The organism is Microbacterium sp. SA156 (genome assembly GCF_049065455.1).
Lineage (GTDB): Bacteria > Actinomycetota > Actinomycetes > Actinomycetales > Microbacteriaceae > Microbacterium > Microbacterium barkeri.
In genome coordinates this window covers 44406-62536 of sequence record NZ_JBAKGU010000012.1, presented here as the reverse complement: position 1 = coordinate 62536, position 18131 = coordinate 44406, and the positions used below count along the sequence as shown (strand labels likewise).

The window sequence follows — 18131 nt, the reverse complement described above, 5'->3', positions numbered from 1 at the left end:
TCGCGCCCTAGGCTGGTCGCTGTGATGTCGGACGAGAAGACGCCGCCGCTCGCGGTCGTCGTGACCGTGAGCGACCGCTCGGCGGCGGGGGAGCGCGAGGACGCCGCGGGCCCGCGGGCCGTCGACGCCCTGCGTGCCGCGGGATGGCGGTGCGAGCCCGCGCGGGTCGTCCCGGATGGCGAGGCCTCCGTCTCGGCGGCCCTGCGGCAGGCGGTCGCAGACGGCGCGCGCCTCGTCGTGACGACGGGCGGCACGGGCGTCGGGCCGCGCGATCGGACGCCCGAGGGCACGCGCGCGGTGCTCGATCGGGAGGTGCCCGGGATCGCCGAGGAGCTGCGCCGTCGCGGCGCGCAGGAGAAGCCGGCCGGCATGCTGACCCGCGGCCTCGCGGGCATCGCCGGGGCGGCGCTCGTCGTGAACCTGCCCGGTGCGCCGCGAGCCGTGGACAGCGGGATGCCGGTCGTGCTCTCGGTCGCCGGGCACGTCGTGTCGCAGCTCGACGGCGGAGACCACGCGTGACCGGCGCCGGTCGGGTCGCGATCGCGCGCATCAGCGCCGAGCCGCTCGACGTCGCCGCGCACCTCGCGGCCGTCGATGATCCGCGCGCAGGCGCGGAGACGTCGTTCGTCGGCCGTGTGCGCGACCACGACCCGGACGCCGGGGGAGCGGTCGTGGCGCTCGAGTACACCGCGCATCCGGACGCCGAGCGCGTGCTCGCATCGCTCGCCGAGCGGGCCGCCGCGGACCACGGCGCGACGGTCGCCGTGAGCCACCGCGTCGGGCGCCTGGGCGTGGGCGACGCGGCGGTGGTCATCGCGGCCTCGTCGGCGCACCGAGCCGAGGCGTTCGCGGCGTGCCGTCAGCTCATCGAGGACATCAAGCGCGAGCTCCCCGTGTGGAAGCGCCAGGTCGAGGCCGACGGCACGGCCGCCTGGAAGGGCATCGGGGGCTGAGGGTCACCCGCCCGCGAACGGCGGCAGCACGTCCACGTGCACGGCGCCCGCGAGCGGAGCGTCGTCGTCGCGGCGCTCGCCGTCGACAAGGACGGCACAGCGCGGCAGCACGGACCCGAGGGCCGGGTGGTCGGCGACGAGCGCCGCGCGGAGCGCGTCGAGCGTCGCCTCCGTGCGCTCCTCCTCGGCGACGCCCGCGGCCTCCTCTGCGGCGGCGAAGTAGCGCACACGCGTCATGCCGGTGCCTCGCCGTCGCGGATCCAGTCGCCGGAGCGCCCGCCGGACTTCGCGACGATGCGCGCGCTCTCGATCGCCGCGGATCGGTCGATGCCCTTGATCATGTCGACGACAGCGAGCGCCGCCACCGTCACGGCCGTGAGGGCCTCCATCTCGACACCCGTCCGGTCGGCGGTGCGGACCTCCGCCTCGATCGCGACGCCCTCGTCCTCCACGGCGAGGTCGACGCGTGCACCGTGCACGCCGATCACGTGCGCGAGCGGCAGGAGCTCGGCGCAGCGCTTGGCTCCCTGGATCCCCGCGATGCGCGCGACAGCCAGGACGTCGCCCTTCGGCACGGCGCCGTCGCGCAGAGCGTCGGCCGTCGCGCGTGCGCAGCGCACGAAGCCGCGCGCTGTCGCGGAGCGGACCGTGGGCTGCTTGGCCGTGACGTCGACCATGCGGGCGTGGCCCGCGGCATCCAGGTGCGTGAAGGTCATGACAACAGCATGACATCCACGGGGTCGCCCGCCGCGACAGCGTCGACCTCCGCGGGCACGACCGCGTACGCCGTCGCCGCCGCGAGGCTCCCCGCGAGATGAGAGCCCGATCCGCCCGGTGCGGCCGGGCGCACCGACCAGCGCGCGGGGTTCGATGTGTCCACGAACGCAGGCAGGTACTGGCGTCGCCCGGCGGGCGTGCGCCATCCGACCGCGGCGGGCAGCCGGATGACGGGGCGAGCGGTGTCTCGGATGCCCTGCATCGCGCGCAGCGCGGGGCGCACGAACACCTCGAACGACACCGCGGCGCTCACGGGATTGCCCGGGAGGCCGAACAGCAGCGGGCCGTCGGCGAGCCGGCCGAAGGCCTGCGGCTTGCCGGGCTGCATGGCGACCTTGACGAAGGCGACCCGCCCAGCGAGCGCGTTCTTCACGACCTCGTACGCGCCCGCGCTGACCCCACCGGAGGTGATCACCGCATCCGCGTCGTGCGCCGCGTGCAGGAGCTCGGCGAACGCCTGCTCATCGTCGGACGACACGGCCACGCGCACGATCTCGGCCCCTGCCGCGGCGGCGAGCCCCGCGAGCAGGGTCGAGTTGGACTCGGGGATCTGGCCGCGGGCCAGGGGCTCGCCCGCCGGCACGAGCTCACTGCCGGTGGAGAGGACCACGACTCGAGGGCGGCGGTGCACCCGCACCGCACCGCCGATGCCGGCGGCGGCCGCGGCGCCGAGGGCATGGGGAGTGAGCACGGTCCCGGCCGGGAGCACCTCGTCGCCCGCGCGGAGGTCCTCGCCCCGTCTCCGGATGTGAGCGCCGCGGCGGCGCGGCGCCCGGAGCGCCGCGATCTCGCCGAGCGACGCGGCGAGGCCGTCGCGCGTGTCCTCGAACGGCACGATCGCGTCGGCAGCCGTCGGCACGGGCGCCCCGGTCATGATGCGGATGGCCTCCCCTGCGCCGAGCGCCGGGTCGGCAGGATCGCCCGCGGGCAGATCGGCGACGACGCGCAGGGTGACGGCGCGCTCCGGGCTCGCCTCGGCGACGTCGTCGAAGCGGACCGCGAAGCCGTCCATCGCGGAGTTGTCGAACACCGGGATGTCGACGCGCGCCCGCAGCGCCTCGGCGAGCACGCGCCCGCCCGCTGCGGCGAGCGGGACCTCGACCGGGTCGAGGGCGCGGACCTCCGCGAGGACGGCCGCGAGATGCTCCTCCACGGTGCGCAGGCGGCCGCTCACCGCGCGTCCTCCCTCTCGCGCCATGCCGCGTAGCCGCCATCGAGCACCCTCGCTCGCGTGAAGGGGGCGAGGGCCGTCGCCGCCCGCCGCGCTCGGCCCCCGATCTGGCACACGATGAGCACGGGGCGGTCGCCGACCTCGCGGGCGACGCGCTCGGGCGCGTCGAGCAGGTCGGCGAGGGGGATGTGACGCGAGCCGGGCACGATGCCCGCCTCGAGCTCCTCGGCCTCGCGCACGTCGATCACGATCGGGGCGGCGGGGCTCGCGAGCTCGGCAGCCGCGGCGTCGACCGGCACGATCTCGACCGGGTGCGCGGGAGAGCCGGACGCGGTCACCGTGCGCGGTCGGCTGGTCGCCCCGCCCTCGCGCGACTGCGCCGCGCCGCGCAGCGGGATCTCGCGGAAGCGCGTGCCGAGCGCGTCGACGAGCAGCAGGCGGCCGACGAGCGGGTCGCCGACGCCCGCGAGGAGCGCGATCGCCTGCGTCGCCATGAGGGCTCCGAGCTGCAGGCAGAGGGGCCCGAGCACGCCCACGGCGGCGCACGTGGGCGGCTCGCCGACGCGATCAGCCGGGTAGAGGTCGTCGAGCACGACGGGTGCGACGCCCGCGGGAGGGCGCGACCAGAAGACCGTGAGCTGCGCGTCGGTCTCCTGGACGGTGCCCCAGACGAGCGGCGTGCCCGATGTCGCGCAGGCCGCCGCGACGGCCGAGCGCGTCGAGAAGAGGTCGGAGCCGTCGAGCACGACGTCGGCGCCCGCGAGGAGGCGCGCCGCGCTGTCGTCCGTGAGGCGCTCCCGGACGGCCCGCACCCGCACCTCCGGTGCAATCTCGCCCGCGACGCGCACGGCGCTGTCGACCTTCGGCGCCCCGACGTCGGAGAGGCGGTGGATGACCTGCCGCTGCAGGTTGGTCAGCTCCACGTCGTCGTCGTCGATCACCGTGAGCGTCCCGACACCGGCGGCGGCGAGGGCGAGCACGGCCGGGGAGCCGAGCCCGCCCGCGCCGACGATCGCGACGTGCCCCGCAGCGAGCCGGCGCTGCCCGTCATCGCCGAGCGCAGCGAGCGAGCGGTGGCGGGCCGTGCGCCGCTGCTCGGCGGCGCTCAGCGCGGGGACGGGCTCGACGAGCGGCGGGAACGGCATGGGATCAGGGTACGGCGTCCGCGTCGCCCGCGATTCTCGGGCGATCCATTCCCTTCCGGGCATCGCCGAGGCAGGATCGGAAGGGGGAGGGGGCTCATGGGGGAATCGGTCCGGATGCGCAGGGGCGCGCACACCGTGCCGGTGGACACCGGCGCTCTGCGGCTGAGCCCGCCCGTGCTCCGCGCGGATGTGCGCGTCGACCGGAGCCGCGCGCTCGCGCTCAACGCGCGGATCGAGCTGCACCACGGCGAGATCGTCGCGGTGATGGGACCCCGCGGCTCGGGCGCCTCGACGCTCCTCGCCGCGCTCGCCGGGACCATCCGCCTGTCCGACGGCTCGATCGAGCTCGATGCGGGCATCCGGATCGACCGCCGTCGGCACCTCCGCCCCGCGCGGCGGGGCATCGCGCTCGTCGCCGGCGCGCCGGACCTGCCCGAGCACCTCCGCCTCCGGGACATCGTCGCCGACGGGCTGCGGCATCGGGGGGTCCCGCGCGGTCTCGCTCGCCAGGAGGCGGACGAGTGGCTGTGGCACGTCGGGCTCCCCGGAGCAGGCGACCATCACCCGCGCGAGCTCTCGCCCGGCGGCCGAGTGCGGGTCGCGGTCGCGCGCGCCCTCGCGGCGGCACCGCGGGTGCTCCTCCTCGACGACCCGCTCGCGCGGCTCGACGCACGCGAGGCGGACGACGTGCGCCAGATGCTCCGCGAGCAGCTCGCGGCGACCCTGACGACCGCCCTCGTCGTCTCGCGCGATCTCGTCGACGCCGTCGCGCTCGCGCAGCGGATGGTCGTCCTCGAGCGGGGGCGCGTGACGCAGTCGGACCGGATCCCCGCCGTGCTCGCGGCGCCCGCGACCGCCTACGTCGCGGAGATCGCGGGGCTCAACCGGCTCGAGGGCGTGTTCGCGGATGGCCACTGGACGCCGCGCGAATCCGGCCCCGGGCCGCGTCTCGCGTCGTCCCACCGCACGCATGTCGCCGAGGGCGCCCCGGCCGCGGCGATCTTCCCGATGCGGTCGGTTCGCGTCGAGCACACGGCAGAGAGCACCTGGACCGGCGCGGTGCGCGTGGCGAGGGACAGCCCGGCGTCGCCCGGCCGCTGGCTCTCGCGCGTCGCGCGGATCGAGACGCTGCCTGCGGGCGGCCGCGTGCGCACGAGCGCTCCCGAGATCGCGGTCGACCTGACATCCGCTCGCCTCGCGGAGCTGCGCCTGCAGCGCGACGACCCGATCTGGCTCTCGGTCGACCCGTCTGACGTCCGCGTGCGGCCGGCCTGACGACGGCGGCGCGCCCCCGCGCGCCGCAGCGGGCCTACGCTGGACGGATGCGCAGCTCACCGCCTCTCGTCGACACGCACGGCCGTGTCCACCGGGACCTGCGCATCTCCCTGACCGACCGCTGCTCGCTGCGCTGCACGTACTGCATGCCCGAGCAGGGGAACGAGTGGCTCGCGCGCACGAGCATCCTCTCCCTCGACGAGATCGAGCGCGTGGCGGCGGTGGCGGCGGCCGCGGGCATCACCACGTTCCGCCTCACGGGCGGGGAGCCGCTGCTGCGCTCCGACATCGTCGAGGTCGTGCGGCGGCTCGCACGGCTCGAAGGCCCGGATGGCCCCGTGCAGATCGCGATGACGACGAACGGCATCCGCCTCCCGGAGTTCCTGCCCGGTCTCGTCGCGGCGGGGCTGAGCCGCCTGAACATCTCGATCGACACGCTCGACCGCGAGCGGTACCGGGAGCTCACGCGCCGGGATCGGCTCGGCGACGTGCTCGAGGGCATCGCTGCGGCCGCGGCGTCGCCGTTGCGTCCGCTCAAGCTCAACGCCGTCGCGATGCGCGATGTCAACGTCGACGAGCTCGTCGACCTCGTCGCGTTCGCGGTCGGCCACGGCGCGCAGATGCGGTTCATCGAGCAGATGCCGCTCGACGCGGGCCACACGTGGTCGCGCGAGCGGATGGTCACGCGCGAGGAGATCCTCGACGCACTGTCCGTGCGATGGGAGCTCACGCCCGTGCCCGGGCGCGGGGGCGCGCCGGCGGAGACCTGGCTGCTCGACGGCGGGCCGCACTCGGTCGGCGTCATCGCCTCGGTCACGGCGCCGTTCTGCGGCACCTGCGACCGGCTGCGGCTCACGGCCGACGGCCAGCTGCGCAACTGCCTCTTCTCGACGACCGAGTTCGACCTGCTGCCGATCCTGCGCGCAGGGCACGCGCCGGGCGTCGAGGAGCAGCACCTCGACGCGATGCTGCGCGGCTGCATCATCCGCAAGCTGCCCGGCCACGCGATCGACGATCCGTCGTTCCTGCAGCCCGCACGCGGGATGAACGCGATCGGCGGCTGAGTCCCGGTCGCCGAGCCGGAGCCCGGCGACCGGGAGCGGTCAGCCCGCTGCCGTGACGCGCTCCCACTCCGCGCGCCGCTGCGCCTGCAGCACGGGGTCGGGCACGGGCAGTGACGCGATGAGCCGGCGGGTGTACGCATCCTGCGGCGCGCCCAGCACGTCGGCGGTGCGGCCCTGCTCGGCGATGCGGCCCCTGTGGAGCACGACGACGCGATGCGCGAGCAGGTCGACCACGGCGAGGTCGTGCGTGATGAACAGGGCAGCGAAGCCGAATCGCTCCTGCAGCTCCGTGAAGAGCTCGAGCACGCGCGCCTGGACCGAGACGTCGAGCGCGCTCGTCGGCTCGTCGGCGATCACGAGCTTGGGCTCGAGCACGAGCGCCCGCGCGAGGCTCGCGCGCTGCCGCTGGCCGCCGGAGAGCTCGTGCGGGAACCGCCGTGCGACCTCGGGTGGCAGGTGCACCGCCTCGAGCAGCTCGGCGACGCGGTCGTCGGCCTCGCTCTGCCCGACGCCGTGCACGCGCAGCGGCTCGGCGACGCAGGCGCCGATCGTGAGCAGCGGGTTGAAGCTCGACGCCGGGTCCTGGAAGACGAAGCCGATCTCCCGCCGACGCGCCCGGAAGTCCCGTTCGCGGATGCCGTTGAGCTCCGCCCCGAGCACGCGCAGCGAGCCGCCCGTGACGGGAGCGAGCGCGGCCATCGCCCGGCCGATCGTCGTCTTGCCCGAGCCCGACTCCCCGACGAGCCCGAGGACCTCACCCGGGCGGATGTCGAAGCTCACGCCGTCGACCGCACGGAAGCCGCGCGCCCCGAAGCGTCCGGGGTACTCGATCTCGAGTCCCTCGGCGCGGACGACGGGCTCGGCGTCGGCGTCGCCCGTGTAGGGGCGATCGGCGATGGCGAGCCGCGGCACGGCCGCGAGCAGGCGCTGCGTGTACGCGTGCTGAGGTCGGGCGAACAGGTCGACCGCGCGCGCGGTCTCGACGATGTCGCCGCGATACATGACGGCGACCCGGTCGGCGAGATCGGCCACGACCCCCATGTTGTGGGTGATGAGGACGATCGCGGTGCCGAACTCGTCGCGGGCCCGGCGCAGGAGGTCGAGGATCTCGGCCTGCACGGTCACGTCGAGAGCCGTCGTCGGCTCGTCGGCGATGATCACCTTCGGGCCCAGGACGAGGGCCTGCGCGATCACGATGCGCTGCTTCTGCCCGCCCGAGAACTGGTGAGGGTAGTCGTCGACGCGGCGCTCGGGGTCGGGGATGCCGACCTTGCGCAGGATCTCGACGGCTCGCTCGCGCGCCTCCTTCTTCCCGATGCGCTCGTGGGCCCTGATGCCCTCGGCGATCTGCCATCCCACCGTGAAGACGGGATTGAGCGCGGTCATCGGCTCCTGGAAGATCATCGCCGCCTCGGTGCCGCGCACCGCGCGCAGGCGATCGGGCGACAGCGCCACGACATCCTGCCCCGACAGCACGACGGCGCCGTCGACGCGCGCGGTCTCGGGCAGGAGCCCGAGGATCGCGCGCGCCGTGACGGTCTTGCCGCTGCCCGACTCGCCGACGACGGCGAGCACCTCGCCGGAGCGGACGTCGAGGTCGATGCCGTGCACCGCGTGGACGTCGCCGCCATCGGTCGCGAACGTGACGTCGAGACCCTGGATGCGGACCGCGGACTGCTCCTGCGTCATGCGCTCACTCCTCCTTCGGCCGCCACGGCGGCCCTTTTCGCGACCGCACGGCGCGTGCGCAGTCGCGGGTCGGCGAGGTCGTTGAGGCTCTCGCCGACGAGCGTGATGCCGAGCACCACGAGCACGATGGCGACGCCGGGGAAGATCGACGTCCACCACACGCCGCTCGTGACGTCCTCGATCGAGCGGTTGAGGTCGTAGCCCCACTCGGCCGCCGCGGTCGGCTCGATGCCGAACCCGAGGAAGCCCAGCCCCGCGAGCGTGAGGATGGCCTCCGATGCGTTGAGCGTGAAGATGAGCGGCAGGGTGCGGGTCGCGTTGCGCAGCACGTGGCGCATCATGATCCGCCATGGCGACGCGCCGATGACCTTCGCCGACTCGACGAACGCCTCCGACTTGATGCGCACGGTCTCCGCGCGGACGACGCGGAAGTACTGCGGGATGAACACGACCGTGATCGAGATGGCGGCGGCGAAGACGCCGCCGACGAGGCTCGACTGACCGCCCGAGATGACGATCGCCGCGACGATCGCGAGCAGGAGCGTGGGGAACGCGTAGATCGCGTCGCAGATCACGACGAGCACGCGGTCGAGCCAGCCGCCGAGATAGCCGGAGACCACGCCGAGCAGGATGCCGATGAAGATCGACATCGCGACCGAGACGACGATCGCGAACAGCGCGGTCTGCGTGCCCCAGATGACGCGCGAGAGCACATCGAAGCCGCCGGCGGTCGTTCCGAGGACGTGCTCCGCGCTCGGCGCCTGTCGCGCGCCGAAGGTGCCGTCGGCATCCGACAGCTGCGAGAAGCCGTACGGGGCGAGCACCGGCGCGAGGATCGCCGTGAGGAGGAACACCGCGCAGATCGCGAGGCCCGCGGTGAGCATGCCCCGCTGGAGACCCACCGACTGCCGGTACGAGCGGACGACGGGGAGACGCGCGAAGAGGGATTCCTTCGTCATGTCAGTACCTCACCCTCGGGTCGATGAACGCCGCGATGATGTCGACGATGAAGTTGGACAGCGCGACGATGACGGCCAGCAGGGCGACGATGCCCTGCACCGCGACGAAGTCGCGTGCCCGGAGGAACTCGGCGAGCTGGAAGCCCAGGCCCGTCCACTCGAACGTCGTCTCGGTGAGCACGGCGCCGCCGAGGAGCATCGCGATCTGGAGGCCGATGACCGTCACGATCGGGATGAGCGCAGGACGATACGCGTGCGTCGCGACGAGGCGCCGCTCGCGGACGCCGCGGGAGCGCGCCGCGTCGATGTACGGCATCGACAGCGTGCCGATGACGTTCGTCCGCACGAGGCGGAGGAACACGCCCGCGGTGAGGAGCCCGAGCGCCAGGCCCGGCAGCACCGCGTGCGAGAGCACGTCGGAGATGTAGGCGGGGTTGCCGCTGCGGATGGCGTCGATCGTGTAGATCCCGGTCGCGCCGTCGAGGCGGTTGAGCCCGATCTCCACGCGCGGGGACGCGCGACCCGAGGTCGGCAGGACGCCGAGCCAGACCGAGAAGACGAGCTTGAGCAGGATCCCCGCGAAGAACACGGGCGTCGCGTAGCAGAGGATCGCGAACACGCGCAGCACGGCGTCGCCCCAGCGGTCGCGGACGGCCGCCGCGATCATGCCGAGCGGGATGCCGACCGCGAACGCCACGATGAGCGCATAGACCGCGAGCTCGAGCGTCGCGCCGCCGTAGCGGAGCAGCACGTCGCCGACGGGCTGGTTGTCGAGCGTCGTGCCGAAGTCGCCCACCGCGATGCGGCCGAGGTACTCGAGGTACTGCACGAGGATGGGCCGGTCGTAGCCGGCCGCCTCGATGCGCTCCTGGAGCTGCGCGGGCGTGAGCTGACCGCCGAGCGCGGCCGTGATGGGATCGCCGGTCGCGCGCATGAGCACGAACACGGTCGTCACGAGGATGAGGACGGTCGGGAAGATGAGCAGGAAGCGGACGAGCACGTAGCGCCAGAGGCCGTGTCCTCCGCTCGCACGCCGGACGAGCGACGCTGTGGTCGCCTCCGGCGGGGTGAGGGTGTCGGTCACAGGAGGTTCTCCATCATGCCGGAGAGGGCGGGCCGGAGGTCGTCCGGCCCGCCCTCTCCTCGGCGGTCAGCGCGTCAGGGGTGCGAAGCGCAGCTTGAACGAGGCGTCGAGGAGCACGCCCTCGATGTCGGACGCGCTGACGAGGGTCTGCGCGCCCTGGAGGTACGGCACGGTCGAGAGATCCTCGGCGACCATCGCTTGGATCTGCTCGATGAGCGCCGTGCGCTCGCCCTCGTCGGGCGTGACGGCCTGCTGGAGGATGAGGTCGTTGACCTCGGGGTTCTCGTAGTGGTTCACGAGGAAGTTCTCCGTGAGGAAGAACGGCGTGAGGTAGTTGTCGGCGTCCGAGTAGTCGGGGAACCATCCGAGCTGGTACGCGGGGTACACGTCGGCGACGCGGTCCTCCGAGTACTGCGTCCACTCGGTCGAGTTCAGCGAGACGTCGAAGAGGCCGTCCGCCTCGAGCTGCTTCTCGATGAGGGCGTACTCGTCGCCCGAGTTCGGCCCGTAGTGATCGGGGCTGTACTGCAGGCTCAGCGCGACGGGCGTCTCCACCCCCGCGTCGGAGAGGATCTGCTCGGCGCTCGCCGCGTCGGGGCCGCCGTCGCCGTCGCCGTAGAGGTCCTTCAGGACCTCGGTCGCGCCGATGAATCCCTCGGGAACGTACGAGTAGAGGGGCGTGTACGTGCCGTTGTAGACCTGCTCGCTCAGCTCGTCGCGGTCGATGAGCGACGCGACCGCCTGCCGCACGGCGAGCGCCTTGGCCTCGTCGGCGTCCTCCGTCTCCGAGCCGTAGGGCTGCGTGTGGAAGTTGAACACGATGTAGCGGATCTCGCCGCCCGGGCCCTCGTGGACCGTGAGCGCGTCGTCGCCCGAGAGATCGGCGACGTCGGCGGGGGACAGGCTGCGGTACGCCACGTCCACATCGCCCTGCTGCACCGCGAGCTTGAGGTTCGACGACTCGGCGTAGTAGTTCAGGATGACGCCGTCGTTCGCGGGCGCGTCGATGAGGCCCTGGTAGGCCTCGTTCGGCGTGAACTCGATGATCTCGTTGAACGTGTAGGACGTGATCGAGTACGGTCCCGCGAACGCCTCGGCCTCGACGATGTCCTCGTCGGGCGTGAGCGCGTCGGCGGCGAAGACGTCCTCGTCGACGATCGCGCCGGGGAAGCTCGTGAGGATGTACGGGAACACCTGGTCGTTCTCGGTCTTCAGGTTGAAGACCACGGTCGTCTCGTCGGGGGTGTCGATCGAGTCCAGGTTGTAGAGCAGCGACGAGGCGCCGTTCGGGTCGGCGATCGCGATCTGGCGCTCGAACGAGAACTTCACGTCGCTCGAGGTGAGCGGGTTGCCGTTGGCGAACTCGAGGCCCTCGGGCAGGGTCACCGTGTACTGCGTCGGCGACGTGAACTCGGCGCTCTCGGCGAGGTCGGGCACGACCTCCGTGCTGCCGGGTGCGGTGTTCACGAGGTACGGGAACACCTGCGTCTGCACCGCGAGCGACCCGTTGTCGTAGGAGCCTGCCGGGTCGAGCGTCGTGACCTTGTCGGTCGTGCCGACGAGGATCTGGTTCTCGCCCGCTGCGGGCTCCTCGCCGCCGCCGCCCTGGCCGCCCGCGCAGCCCGCGAGGGCGATCGCCGCGACGGCGGGGACCGCCGTGATCCAGGCCCGACGTCGGACGCCGTTGTGGACAGTCGTCATGGAACTTTCCTCTTTCCTGATGCTTCGCACATCGAAAGGAGCGCCGAACGGGTTCGTCGGCGCTGACCCGAGAATCCTCGCACAGGGTTTTCACAGCGCCGGGACCTGGGAAGTGAGCCGCCGCGGGTGTTTACAAGACCGTCACAAACCGCGGCCCGGCTTAGCATTGCGCTATGGGGATGGCACACGGCGGGCGCGGCGGGATTCAGGGGCTCACGAGAGCGGCGGCCGCCATCGCCCTCACCGCGATCCTGCTCGGCGCGGCGCCCGCGACCGCGGCGCCCTCGGCCGCGCCGACGCCGACGCCGACGGCGTCGCCGACCGACACCGCAGCGCCGTCGGAGACCGACGCGCCCGCCGAGGAGGGCGCGACCCCCGCGCCCTCGGAGAGCCCGAGCGAGGCGCCCACCGAGGCGCCGGAGCCGCCCGCGGAGCAGACCGTCCGCGTCGAGGCGGCCGATGCCGACGCGTACACCCAGCGAGCGGCGCAGATCGTCGCGGACATGACCCCCGAGCAGCGCGCCGGCACGGTGGTGATGGGGCACATCCCCTCGCGCGACGCCGACACCGTGCGCGCCTATCTCGCCGACAGCAATCTCGGCGGGTTCCTGCTCATGGGCGCGAACGTCGGCTGGGAGGAGCAGGTGCGCTCGCTCACCGACGCCATGGTCGTCGACCCGGCGCTGCCGCCCCTCATCGCCGTCGACCAGGAGGGCGGCTCCGTGTCGCGGCTCTACTGGGACCGCGCCGACTCCGCGCGTGCGCTGCGCGACGAGTCGCCGGGAGCGACCGAGGACGCGTTCGCGACGCGAGGCGCCCTCGTGGCGCGTGCCGGCATCGGCGTGAACTTCGGCATCGTCGCCGACACGACCGCCGACACGGGGTCGTTCATCTGGCGCCGCGTGCTCGGCGAGACACCGAGCGACGCGACCTCGCGTGTGGCCGCCGCGGTGACGGGCGAGGCCCCGTATGCGCTCTCGGCGCTCAAGCACTTCCCGGGTCACGGGGCCGTCAGCGAGGACTCGCACTTCACCATCCCCACGACCGACACGACGCTGTCGCAGTGGCGCTCGCGCGACGCGCGTCCGTTCTCCGCGGGCATCTCTGCGCAGGTCCCGCTCGTGATGACCGGGCATCTCGCCTACACGGCGGTCGACGCCGCGCCCGCGTCGCTCTCGCCGGAGTGGTACCGCATCCTCCGGGAGGAGCTCGGCTTCGAGGGCGTCGCGGTGACCGACGATCTCGGGATGCTCGTGCAGAGCCGCGTGCCTGCATACCAGGACCCCGTGCAGAACGCGGTCACCGCGATCTCCGCCGGGGCCGACCTCGTCCTCAGCGTCGCGAGCTCGAACGCGCAGACCGCTCCGGACATGGCCGCGGGCATCGCCGCGGCGGTGGCAGCGGGAACGCTCCCCGAGGAGCGGCTCGCCGAGGCGGCCACGCGCGTCGTCGCGCTGCGCCTGCAGGTCGCTGGCTCCGGGCGGTCGTTCCTGCCGTGCGAGGGGGAGTGCGCGGCGCCTCAGAGCTGATCGGATGATGGAGGCGCGCCCTGCCACGCCTCCAGGATCCGGTGGCGCAGCGCGTTCCCGCGCTCCGCGAACGCGCGCTGGCGCCGCACGTACTCCGCCTTGCCCTCGGGCGTCTCGATCGGCACCGGCTCGAAGCCCCAGTCCGCGAGGTCGTACGGCGACGCCTCCATGTCGAGACGCCGGATGTCTCTGGCGAGCTCGAAGGCGTCGAGCAGGAGCTCGCCGGGCACGAGCGGGCCGAGCTTGATCGCCCACTTGTAGACGTCCATCCCCGCGTGCAGGCAGCCGGGCTGCTCGCGCTCGGGCTGCCCGTCGCGCGTGAGGGCCTCTCGGTTGCGCGGGACGGCCTCGGGAGTGAAGAACCGGAACGCGTCGAAGTGCGTGCAGCGCAGCTCGTGCGCGTCGACGACGGCGTCGGTGCCGTCCTGGCCGAGCCGGAGGGGCTGCGGATGTCGGTGCGCACCCTGCCGGTAGACCATCGCCCACTCGTGGAGGCCGAAGCAGCCGAACTGCCCGGGGCGCGCCGCGGTGCGGCGCAGGATCGCGTCGATGAGCCCGACGAGCTGCGGCTTGGCTGCCTCGAACCCCGCGCGGTCGACGACGAGCCCGCCCGGATGCGCCCCCGCGGCGTACCAGCGCCACTGCGCGCGCTCGTCCGTGGCCGCGCCGTCTAGCTCGACACCCGCACCGGGGTGCCAGCGCCTCAGCACGGCGGGCTTGTACGAGTAGTACGTGAAGAGGAAGTCCCACACGGGGTGCTTCTCTCCGCGGATCGCGCGCTCGCGGTGCCCGGCGGTGAGGGCATCGGCGCGCTCCCGATGCGCCTCCTCTCGCGCGCGCCACTGCGCGCGCGAGAGGCGCGCGGGAGCGGCGGTCGCGACGGCGGGCATGTCAGCGCGCGAGGACGGCGGCCATGCCGCGGGAGAGGTACCAGGGATCGACGACCGCGGTGAGCTCGCGGGCCGAGTGCATCGAGAGGATGGGCACGCCGACGTCGACCGTGCGGATGCCCAGTCGGGTCGCCGAGATGGGCCCGATGGTCGAGCCGCAGGGGATGGCGTTGTTCGAGACGAACTCCTGCGTCGGGATGCCCGCGGTGCGGCACGAGGCCGCCCAGGCCGCGGCGCCGTGCGCGTCGGTCGCGTAGCGCTGGTTCGCGTTGATCTTCAGGATGGGGCCGCCGCCGACCACGGGCTGGTTCGCGGGGTCGTGGCGCTCGGCGTAGTTGGGGTGCACGGCGTGACCCACGTCGCTCGACACGTGCAGCGACGCCGCGTAGGCGCGCGCCCTCTCCTCGGGGCCGGCCCCGAGCGCGGTCGAGATGCGCACGAGCACCTCCTCGTGGAACGGGCCGGCCGCTCCCGAGCGGGAGGCGCTGCCGATCTCCTCGTGGTCGAACGCGGCGAGCATCGCGATCGCGGAGACGGGGCGGGCGTCGCGGATGGCCGTGACGGCGGCGTGCGCCGAGAGCAGGTTGTCGAGACGGCCCGACGCGAACAGTCGGCCGTCGGCACCGAACACGCGCGGCTCCTGGGTGTCGGCGACGACGAGATCGTACCCGTCGATGCGGTCGGGCGCCGTGCCGGCGAGCGACGCGAGCGCTGCGAGGATGTCGGCGCTCTCGCGGTCACCGAAGCCCCACACGGGCTGGGTGTGGCGCTGCTTGTCGAGGGCGAGACCCTCGTTCACCGAGCGGTCGAGGTGCACGGCCAGCTGGGGGATGCGCAGGAGCGCGCCGGTGCGCACGAGGTGCTCGTCGCCATCCGACGTCACGACCCGCCCCGCGAGCTCGAGCTCGCGGTCGAGCCAGGAGTTGAGGAGCGGCCCGCCGTAGACCTCGACGCCGAGCTGCCACCATCCGCCCGGTCCGAAGGTCGTGGGCTTCGGCTTGAGCTTGAAGCCGGGGGAGTCCGTGTGGGCGCCCACGATCGCGAACGGCGTCGTGGCGCCGGCGGCCTCGGGCACCGCGAACGCGATCGCGGAGCCGTCGCGCACGACGACATACCGCCCGCCGGGCGCGATGTCCCACGCATCCGTCTCCGCGAGTCGAGCGAACCCGCTCGCGACGAGGCGGCGGGCGATCTCCTCGGCCGCGTGATACGACGACGGCGAAGCCGTGACGAAGGCGGCGAGATCCTCGATGTGGGCGCGTGCGGCGGCGGGGACGGTCATCCCTCCAGGGTATCGACCGGTTCGACGGCGGCGGTCGTCAGTCGACCGGCTCGATGAGCTCGGGCGAGTCGTTGCGCACGTTGCCCACAGCCGCGCTCACGCGGTGGAAGGAGAGTCCTTCTGCGACGCGCGGCGCGTCGTCGAGCGCCGCGTCGAGGATGTCGAGGGGGTAGTCCACGTCGGTGTCGAGCCACGCGTCGGCGTGGTCGGCGTCGAGGAAGACGGGCATCCGCTGGTGGACGGAGCCGAGCTGGCCGATCGCGTCGCGCGTGAGGATCGTGAAGCTCAGCATCCAGCGGGCGGGGTCGTCGTCCGCCTTCGACGGATCCTTCCACCACTCGTAGAGGCCGGCGAGCAGCAGGGCCTCATCCTCCGACGGGTGGATGAAGAGCGGGATCTTGCCGTCCTCCGTGACCTGCCACTCGTAGTAGCCGCTCACCGGGACGACCGCGCGCCGCTTCTGGAGCGCGGGAGCGAACATCCGCTTCTCCTCGAGCTCCTCGGCGCGCGCGTTGAAGGCGCGCGAGCCGATCGACGGGTCCTTGGCCCAGGAGGGCACGAGGCCCCAGCGCGCCGGCTCGAGTCTCCGCGTCGGCGGGTCGGTCTTCGCGGAGTCGAGGACGATCGCGGCGCGCGCCGTGGGCGCCACGTTGAAGGAGGGCGCCGGCAGGTCGTCGGACACGAGGTCCACGCGCAGCTGGCCGACCAGTTCCGAGCCCACCCGGGCCACCACGAAGCGTCCGCACACGCTGGCAGGCTACGCCTTCAGGATGCCGACGGCTTCGAGCCGCTCGGCGAGCCCCGCACCGTCGTCGGCCGTCACCCACGGCACGCCGGCCGCGCTGTGGTCGTCGACGACCGTGCGGCCGCCCGCGAGCACCGCCTGAGCGGGCGAGAGCCGGCGGATGGCCACGGCCGAGACCGATGAGGGATGCTCGCGCGTGAACTCGGTGTAGATCTCGTCGTCGTGCTGCCCGTCGTCGCCGATGAGCAGCCACGCGATGTCGGGGAACTCGTCGGCGAGCCGGCGCAGGTTCGTGCGCTTGTGGTCGGTGCCGCTGCGGAACCACCGGTCGTGCGTCGGCCCCCAGTCGGTGAGGAGCATGGCGCCGGGCGGGAAGAGATGACGCGACAGGAAGCCCGTCAGGGTCGGGGCGACGTTCCACGCGCCCGTCGAGAGGTAGAGCATGGGGGAGCCCGGGTTCTCGCGCACGATGCGCTCGAGCAGCACCGCCATGCCGGGCACGGGCTGGCGCGCGTGCGTGTGCAGGACGAACGAGTTCCACGCCGCGAGCAGGGGGCGCGGCAGCGCCGTGACCATGACGGTGTCGTCGATGTCGGACACGATCCCGAAGCGGACAGCGGGGTCGACGACGAAGACCCTGCCCGGGGTGGGCGTGCCGCCCTCGACCGACATGTGGAAGGTCTGCCATCCCGACGGGAGGTCGGCGGGGATGACCGCGTCGACGACGCCGCCGCGGTCGGCGACCACCTCGTGCGTCTCGCCGCCCACGGTCACCGTCACCTGCGCGAACGCGATGGGGATGCCCGCGAACGAGCGCCAGCCGCGCACGCTCGCCGCCTCGCCCTCGGGCGTGTGCTTGGGCGCGGGGACGATGAGCACGCGGCCGACGACCCGGATCCATCCCTCCCCGCCGTAGCCGGAGAAGGGGACAGCGGTCGGCGTGCGGCCCTTCCGGCGCGCGACGCGCTCGCGCCACGCATGGAAGCGGCGCTCGAGGCGGGCGACCCAGTGGATCTTGCCTGGGGCGGGCGTCGTGGAGGGCATCGCCCTCAGTCTTCCATGCGCCCGGGTGCTCCGTCGGCGCCGGGCCCGGCGTGGTCCCCGGATGGGTCGTCGTCGCCCGCGTGGAGGTGGCGGTGCTCGAGGCGCGCGATGATCCGCTTCCCGAGGAGCACGAGCAGGAGGAACACCGCGATCGCGCCGACGAAGAGGTAGCCCGCGTAGTGCGCCTGGTCGGCGATCTCGCGGAAGCCGGTCGCGGCGCCCGCCGCGATCGAGACGTAGAGCGACGACCACAGGACGCAGGCGGGCAGCGTCCACGCGATGAAGCGCCGGTAGCCGTAGCCGCTCATCCCGACCGTGAGGGGGACGAGGGAGTGCAGGACGGGCAGGAATCGCGAGAGGAAGATCGCGATCCCGCCGCGCCGGCGCAGATAGCGCTCCGACCGCTGCCAGTTGCGCTCGCCGATGCGCCGGCCGAGCCAGGAGTGCCGGATGCGCGGCCCGAGCCAGCGCCCGAGAGCGAAGCCGATGCTCTCGCCGACGAGCGCGCCGAGCACGACGGCGGCGCCGAGGACGACCCCCTCGACGGGCGAGGCGACCGCGGTCGCGGCGACGATGACGACGGTGTCGCCAGGGACGACGAGCCCGACGAGGACGCTCGTCTCGAGCATGATCGCGAGCCCCGCGAGCGCGGTTCTCAGGACGGGGTCGACCGACCCCACGACGTCCAGGATCCACAGGAGGATCTCGTTGATCACGTGCCGAGCATACGAGACGACGGCGCGCGCTAGCCTGGAGTCTCCCGATCTCCCGCCGCGCGGCTCCCCGCGCGGCGCGTTTCGATTCCGATTGGCTTCATCGCACC

18 protein-coding genes are annotated in these 18131 nt (G+C 73.3%); 5 read left to right on the top strand and 13 right to left on the bottom strand.

Going from position 1 to position 18131, the window contains the following annotated elements:
- Nucleotides 1-24 precede the first annotated feature (24 nt).
- Nucleotides 25-519: a MogA/MoaB family molybdenum cofactor biosynthesis protein gene (locus tag ACOWU6_RS12220; protein WP_271171941.1), complete on the top strand. Its 495-nt coding sequence runs from the start codon at nt 25-27 to the stop codon at nt 517-519.
- A complete protein-coding gene (locus ACOWU6_RS12215; RefSeq protein WP_421075851.1) occupies nt 516-953 on the top strand; it encodes a molybdenum cofactor biosynthesis protein MoaE in 438 nt (145 codons plus the stop codon). Before ACOWU6_RS12220 ends, ACOWU6_RS12215 begins: the two co-directional genes overlap by 4 nt.
- 3 nt (nt 954-956) lie before the next feature.
- Here ACOWU6_RS12215 and ACOWU6_RS12210 read toward each other — a convergent pair whose 3' ends face one another.
- Genes ACOWU6_RS12210 through ACOWU6_RS12195 form a run of 4 tightly spaced genes read right to left on the bottom strand, consistent with a single transcriptional unit; the run spans nt 957 to nt 4046 of the window.
- Nucleotides 957-1190 carry a MoaD/ThiS family protein gene (locus ACOWU6_RS12210; RefSeq protein WP_282977811.1) on the bottom strand — a complete coding sequence of 78 codons (234 nt, stop codon included), beginning with the start codon at nt 1188-1190 and terminating at the stop codon, nt 957-959.
- Nucleotides 1187-1669, bottom strand: a complete 483-nt coding sequence (moaC, locus tag ACOWU6_RS12205) for a cyclic pyranopterin monophosphate synthase MoaC (protein ID WP_271171938.1) — start codon at nt 1667-1669, stop codon at nt 1187-1189. The genes ACOWU6_RS12210 and moaC overlap by 4 nt, the downstream gene beginning before the upstream one ends.
- Nucleotides 1666-2904 carry a gephyrin-like molybdotransferase Glp gene (glp, locus tag ACOWU6_RS12200; RefSeq protein WP_421075850.1) on the bottom strand — a complete coding sequence of 413 codons (1239 nt, stop codon included), beginning with the start codon at nt 2902-2904 and terminating at the stop codon, nt 1666-1668. Before glp ends, moaC begins: the two co-directional genes overlap by 4 nt.
- Nucleotides 2901-4046, bottom strand: a complete 1146-nt coding sequence (locus tag ACOWU6_RS12195) for a ThiF family adenylyltransferase (protein WP_421075849.1) — start codon at nt 4044-4046, stop codon at nt 2901-2903. The genes glp and ACOWU6_RS12195 overlap by 4 nt, the downstream gene beginning before the upstream one ends.
- Nucleotides 4047-4142: 96 nt before the next feature.
- Here ACOWU6_RS12195 and ACOWU6_RS12190 point away from each other — a divergent pair, with 96 nt between their 5' ends.
- Both ACOWU6_RS12190 and moaA read left to right on the top strand, forming a co-directional pair.
- The gene (locus tag ACOWU6_RS12190; RefSeq protein WP_421075848.1) at nt 4143-5321 is read left to right on the top strand and encodes an ATP-binding cassette domain-containing protein; all 1179 of its coding nucleotides are present in this window, start codon (nt 4143-4145) and stop codon (nt 5319-5321) included.
- 47 nt (nt 5322-5368) lie between these two features.
- Nucleotides 5369-6385, top strand: a complete 1017-nt coding sequence (gene moaA, locus ACOWU6_RS12185) for a GTP 3',8-cyclase MoaA (protein ID WP_421075847.1) — start codon at nt 5369-5371, stop codon at nt 6383-6385.
- A 39-nt stretch (nt 6386-6424) separates the two neighbouring features.
- On the opposite strand, the gene ACOWU6_RS12180 is transcribed toward moaA, so the two are convergent.
- The 4 genes from ACOWU6_RS12180 to ACOWU6_RS12165 form a co-directional block, all read right to left on the bottom strand.
- Nucleotides 6425-8074, bottom strand: a complete 1650-nt coding sequence (locus ACOWU6_RS12180) for an ABC transporter ATP-binding protein (RefSeq protein WP_421075846.1) — start codon at nt 8072-8074, stop codon at nt 6425-6427.
- A complete protein-coding gene (locus ACOWU6_RS12175; RefSeq protein ID WP_421075845.1) occupies nt 8071-9033 on the bottom strand; it encodes an ABC transporter permease in 963 nt (320 codons plus the stop codon). Before ACOWU6_RS12175 ends, ACOWU6_RS12180 begins: the two co-directional genes overlap by 4 nt.
- Before the next feature lies 1 nt (nt 9034).
- On the bottom strand, nt 9035-10117 hold the full coding sequence (locus ACOWU6_RS12170) for an ABC transporter permease (protein WP_282977801.1): 1083 nt from the start codon (nt 10115-10117) through the stop codon (nt 9035-9037).
- A gap of 66 nt (nt 10118-10183) precedes the next feature.
- Nucleotides 10184-11818, bottom strand: coding sequence for an ABC transporter substrate-binding protein (locus tag ACOWU6_RS12165; protein WP_421075844.1), 1635 nt, complete (start codon nt 11816-11818; stop codon nt 10184-10186).
- A 173-nt stretch (nt 11819-11991) separates the two neighbouring features.
- Here ACOWU6_RS12165 and ACOWU6_RS12160 point away from each other — a divergent pair, with 173 nt between their 5' ends.
- Nucleotides 11992-13347 carry a glycoside hydrolase family 3 N-terminal domain-containing protein gene (locus tag ACOWU6_RS12160; RefSeq protein ID WP_421075843.1) on the top strand — a complete coding sequence of 452 codons (1356 nt, stop codon included), beginning with the start codon at nt 11992-11994 and terminating at the stop codon, nt 13345-13347.
- Here the strand turns inward: ACOWU6_RS12160 and ACOWU6_RS12155 are convergent.
- Genes ACOWU6_RS12155 through ACOWU6_RS12135 form a run of 5 tightly spaced genes read right to left on the bottom strand, consistent with a single transcriptional unit; the run spans nt 13338 to nt 18021 of the window.
- Nucleotides 13338-14237 (bottom strand): 3-methyladenine DNA glycosylase, encoded by a 900-nt coding sequence (locus ACOWU6_RS12155; RefSeq protein WP_421075842.1) that lies wholly within the window; start codon nt 14235-14237, stop codon nt 13338-13340. The genes ACOWU6_RS12160 and ACOWU6_RS12155 overlap by 10 nt on opposite strands.
- A 1-nt stretch (nt 14238) precedes the next feature.
- Nucleotides 14239-15519, bottom strand: coding sequence for a M18 family aminopeptidase (locus tag ACOWU6_RS12150; protein ID WP_421075841.1), 1281 nt, complete (start codon nt 15517-15519; stop codon nt 14239-14241).
- Between the two features lie 37 nt (nt 15520-15556).
- Complete coding sequence (locus ACOWU6_RS12145; RefSeq protein WP_271171926.1) at nt 15557-16267, bottom strand: SOS response-associated peptidase; 711 nt, start codon at nt 16265-16267, stop codon at nt 15557-15559.
- Between the two features lie 9 nt (nt 16268-16276).
- The gene (locus tag ACOWU6_RS12140) at nt 16277-17308 is read right to left on the bottom strand and encodes an App1 family protein (RefSeq protein ID WP_271171925.1); all 1032 of its coding nucleotides are present in this window, start codon (nt 17306-17308) and stop codon (nt 16277-16279) included.
- Between the two features lie 5 nt (nt 17309-17313).
- Nucleotides 17314-18021, bottom strand: a complete 708-nt coding sequence (locus ACOWU6_RS12135) for a DedA family protein (protein ID WP_271172183.1) — start codon at nt 18019-18021, stop codon at nt 17314-17316.
- Between the last annotated feature and the right edge of the window lie 110 nt (nt 18022-18131).

Coding starts and splice junctions, on each gene's coding strand:
- ACOWU6_RS12220 (WP_271171941.1), top strand. CDS start 25: ATGTCGGACGAGAAGACGCCGCCGCTCGCGGTCGTCGTGACCGTGAGC.
- ACOWU6_RS12210 (WP_282977811.1), bottom strand. CDS start 1,190: ATGACGCGTGTGCGCTACTTCGCCGCCGCAGAGGAGGCCGCGGGCGTC.
- moaC (WP_271171938.1), bottom strand. CDS start 1,669: ATGACCTTCACGCACCTGGATGCCGCGGGCCACGCCCGCATGGTCGAC.
- ACOWU6_RS12195 (WP_421075849.1), bottom strand. CDS start 4,046: ATGCCGTTCCCGCCGCTCGTCGAGCCCGTCCCCGCGCTGAGCGCCGCC.
- ACOWU6_RS12190 (WP_421075848.1), top strand. CDS start 4,143: ATGGGGGAATCGGTCCGGATGCGCAGGGGCGCGCACACCGTGCCGGTG.
- moaA (WP_421075847.1), top strand. CDS start 5,369: ATGCGCAGCTCACCGCCTCTCGTCGACACGCACGGCCGTGTCCACCGG.
- ACOWU6_RS12180 (WP_421075846.1), bottom strand. CDS start 8,074: ATGACGCAGGAGCAGTCCGCGGTCCGCATCCAGGGTCTCGACGTCACG.
- ACOWU6_RS12175 (WP_421075845.1), bottom strand. CDS start 9,033: ATGACGAAGGAATCCCTCTTCGCGCGTCTCCCCGTCGTCCGCTCGTAC.
- ACOWU6_RS12165 (WP_421075844.1), bottom strand. CDS start 11,818: ATGACGACTGTCCACAACGGCGTCCGACGTCGGGCCTGGATCACGGCG.
- ACOWU6_RS12160 (WP_421075843.1), top strand. CDS start 11,992: ATGGGGATGGCACACGGCGGGCGCGGCGGGATTCAGGGGCTCACGAGA.
- ACOWU6_RS12155 (WP_421075842.1), bottom strand. CDS start 14,237: ATGCCCGCCGTCGCGACCGCCGCTCCCGCGCGCCTCTCGCGCGCGCAG.
- ACOWU6_RS12150 (WP_421075841.1), bottom strand. CDS start 15,519: ATGACCGTCCCCGCCGCCGCACGCGCCCACATCGAGGATCTCGCCGCC.
- ACOWU6_RS12140 (WP_271171925.1), bottom strand. CDS start 17,308: ATGCCCTCCACGACGCCCGCCCCAGGCAAGATCCACTGGGTCGCCCGC.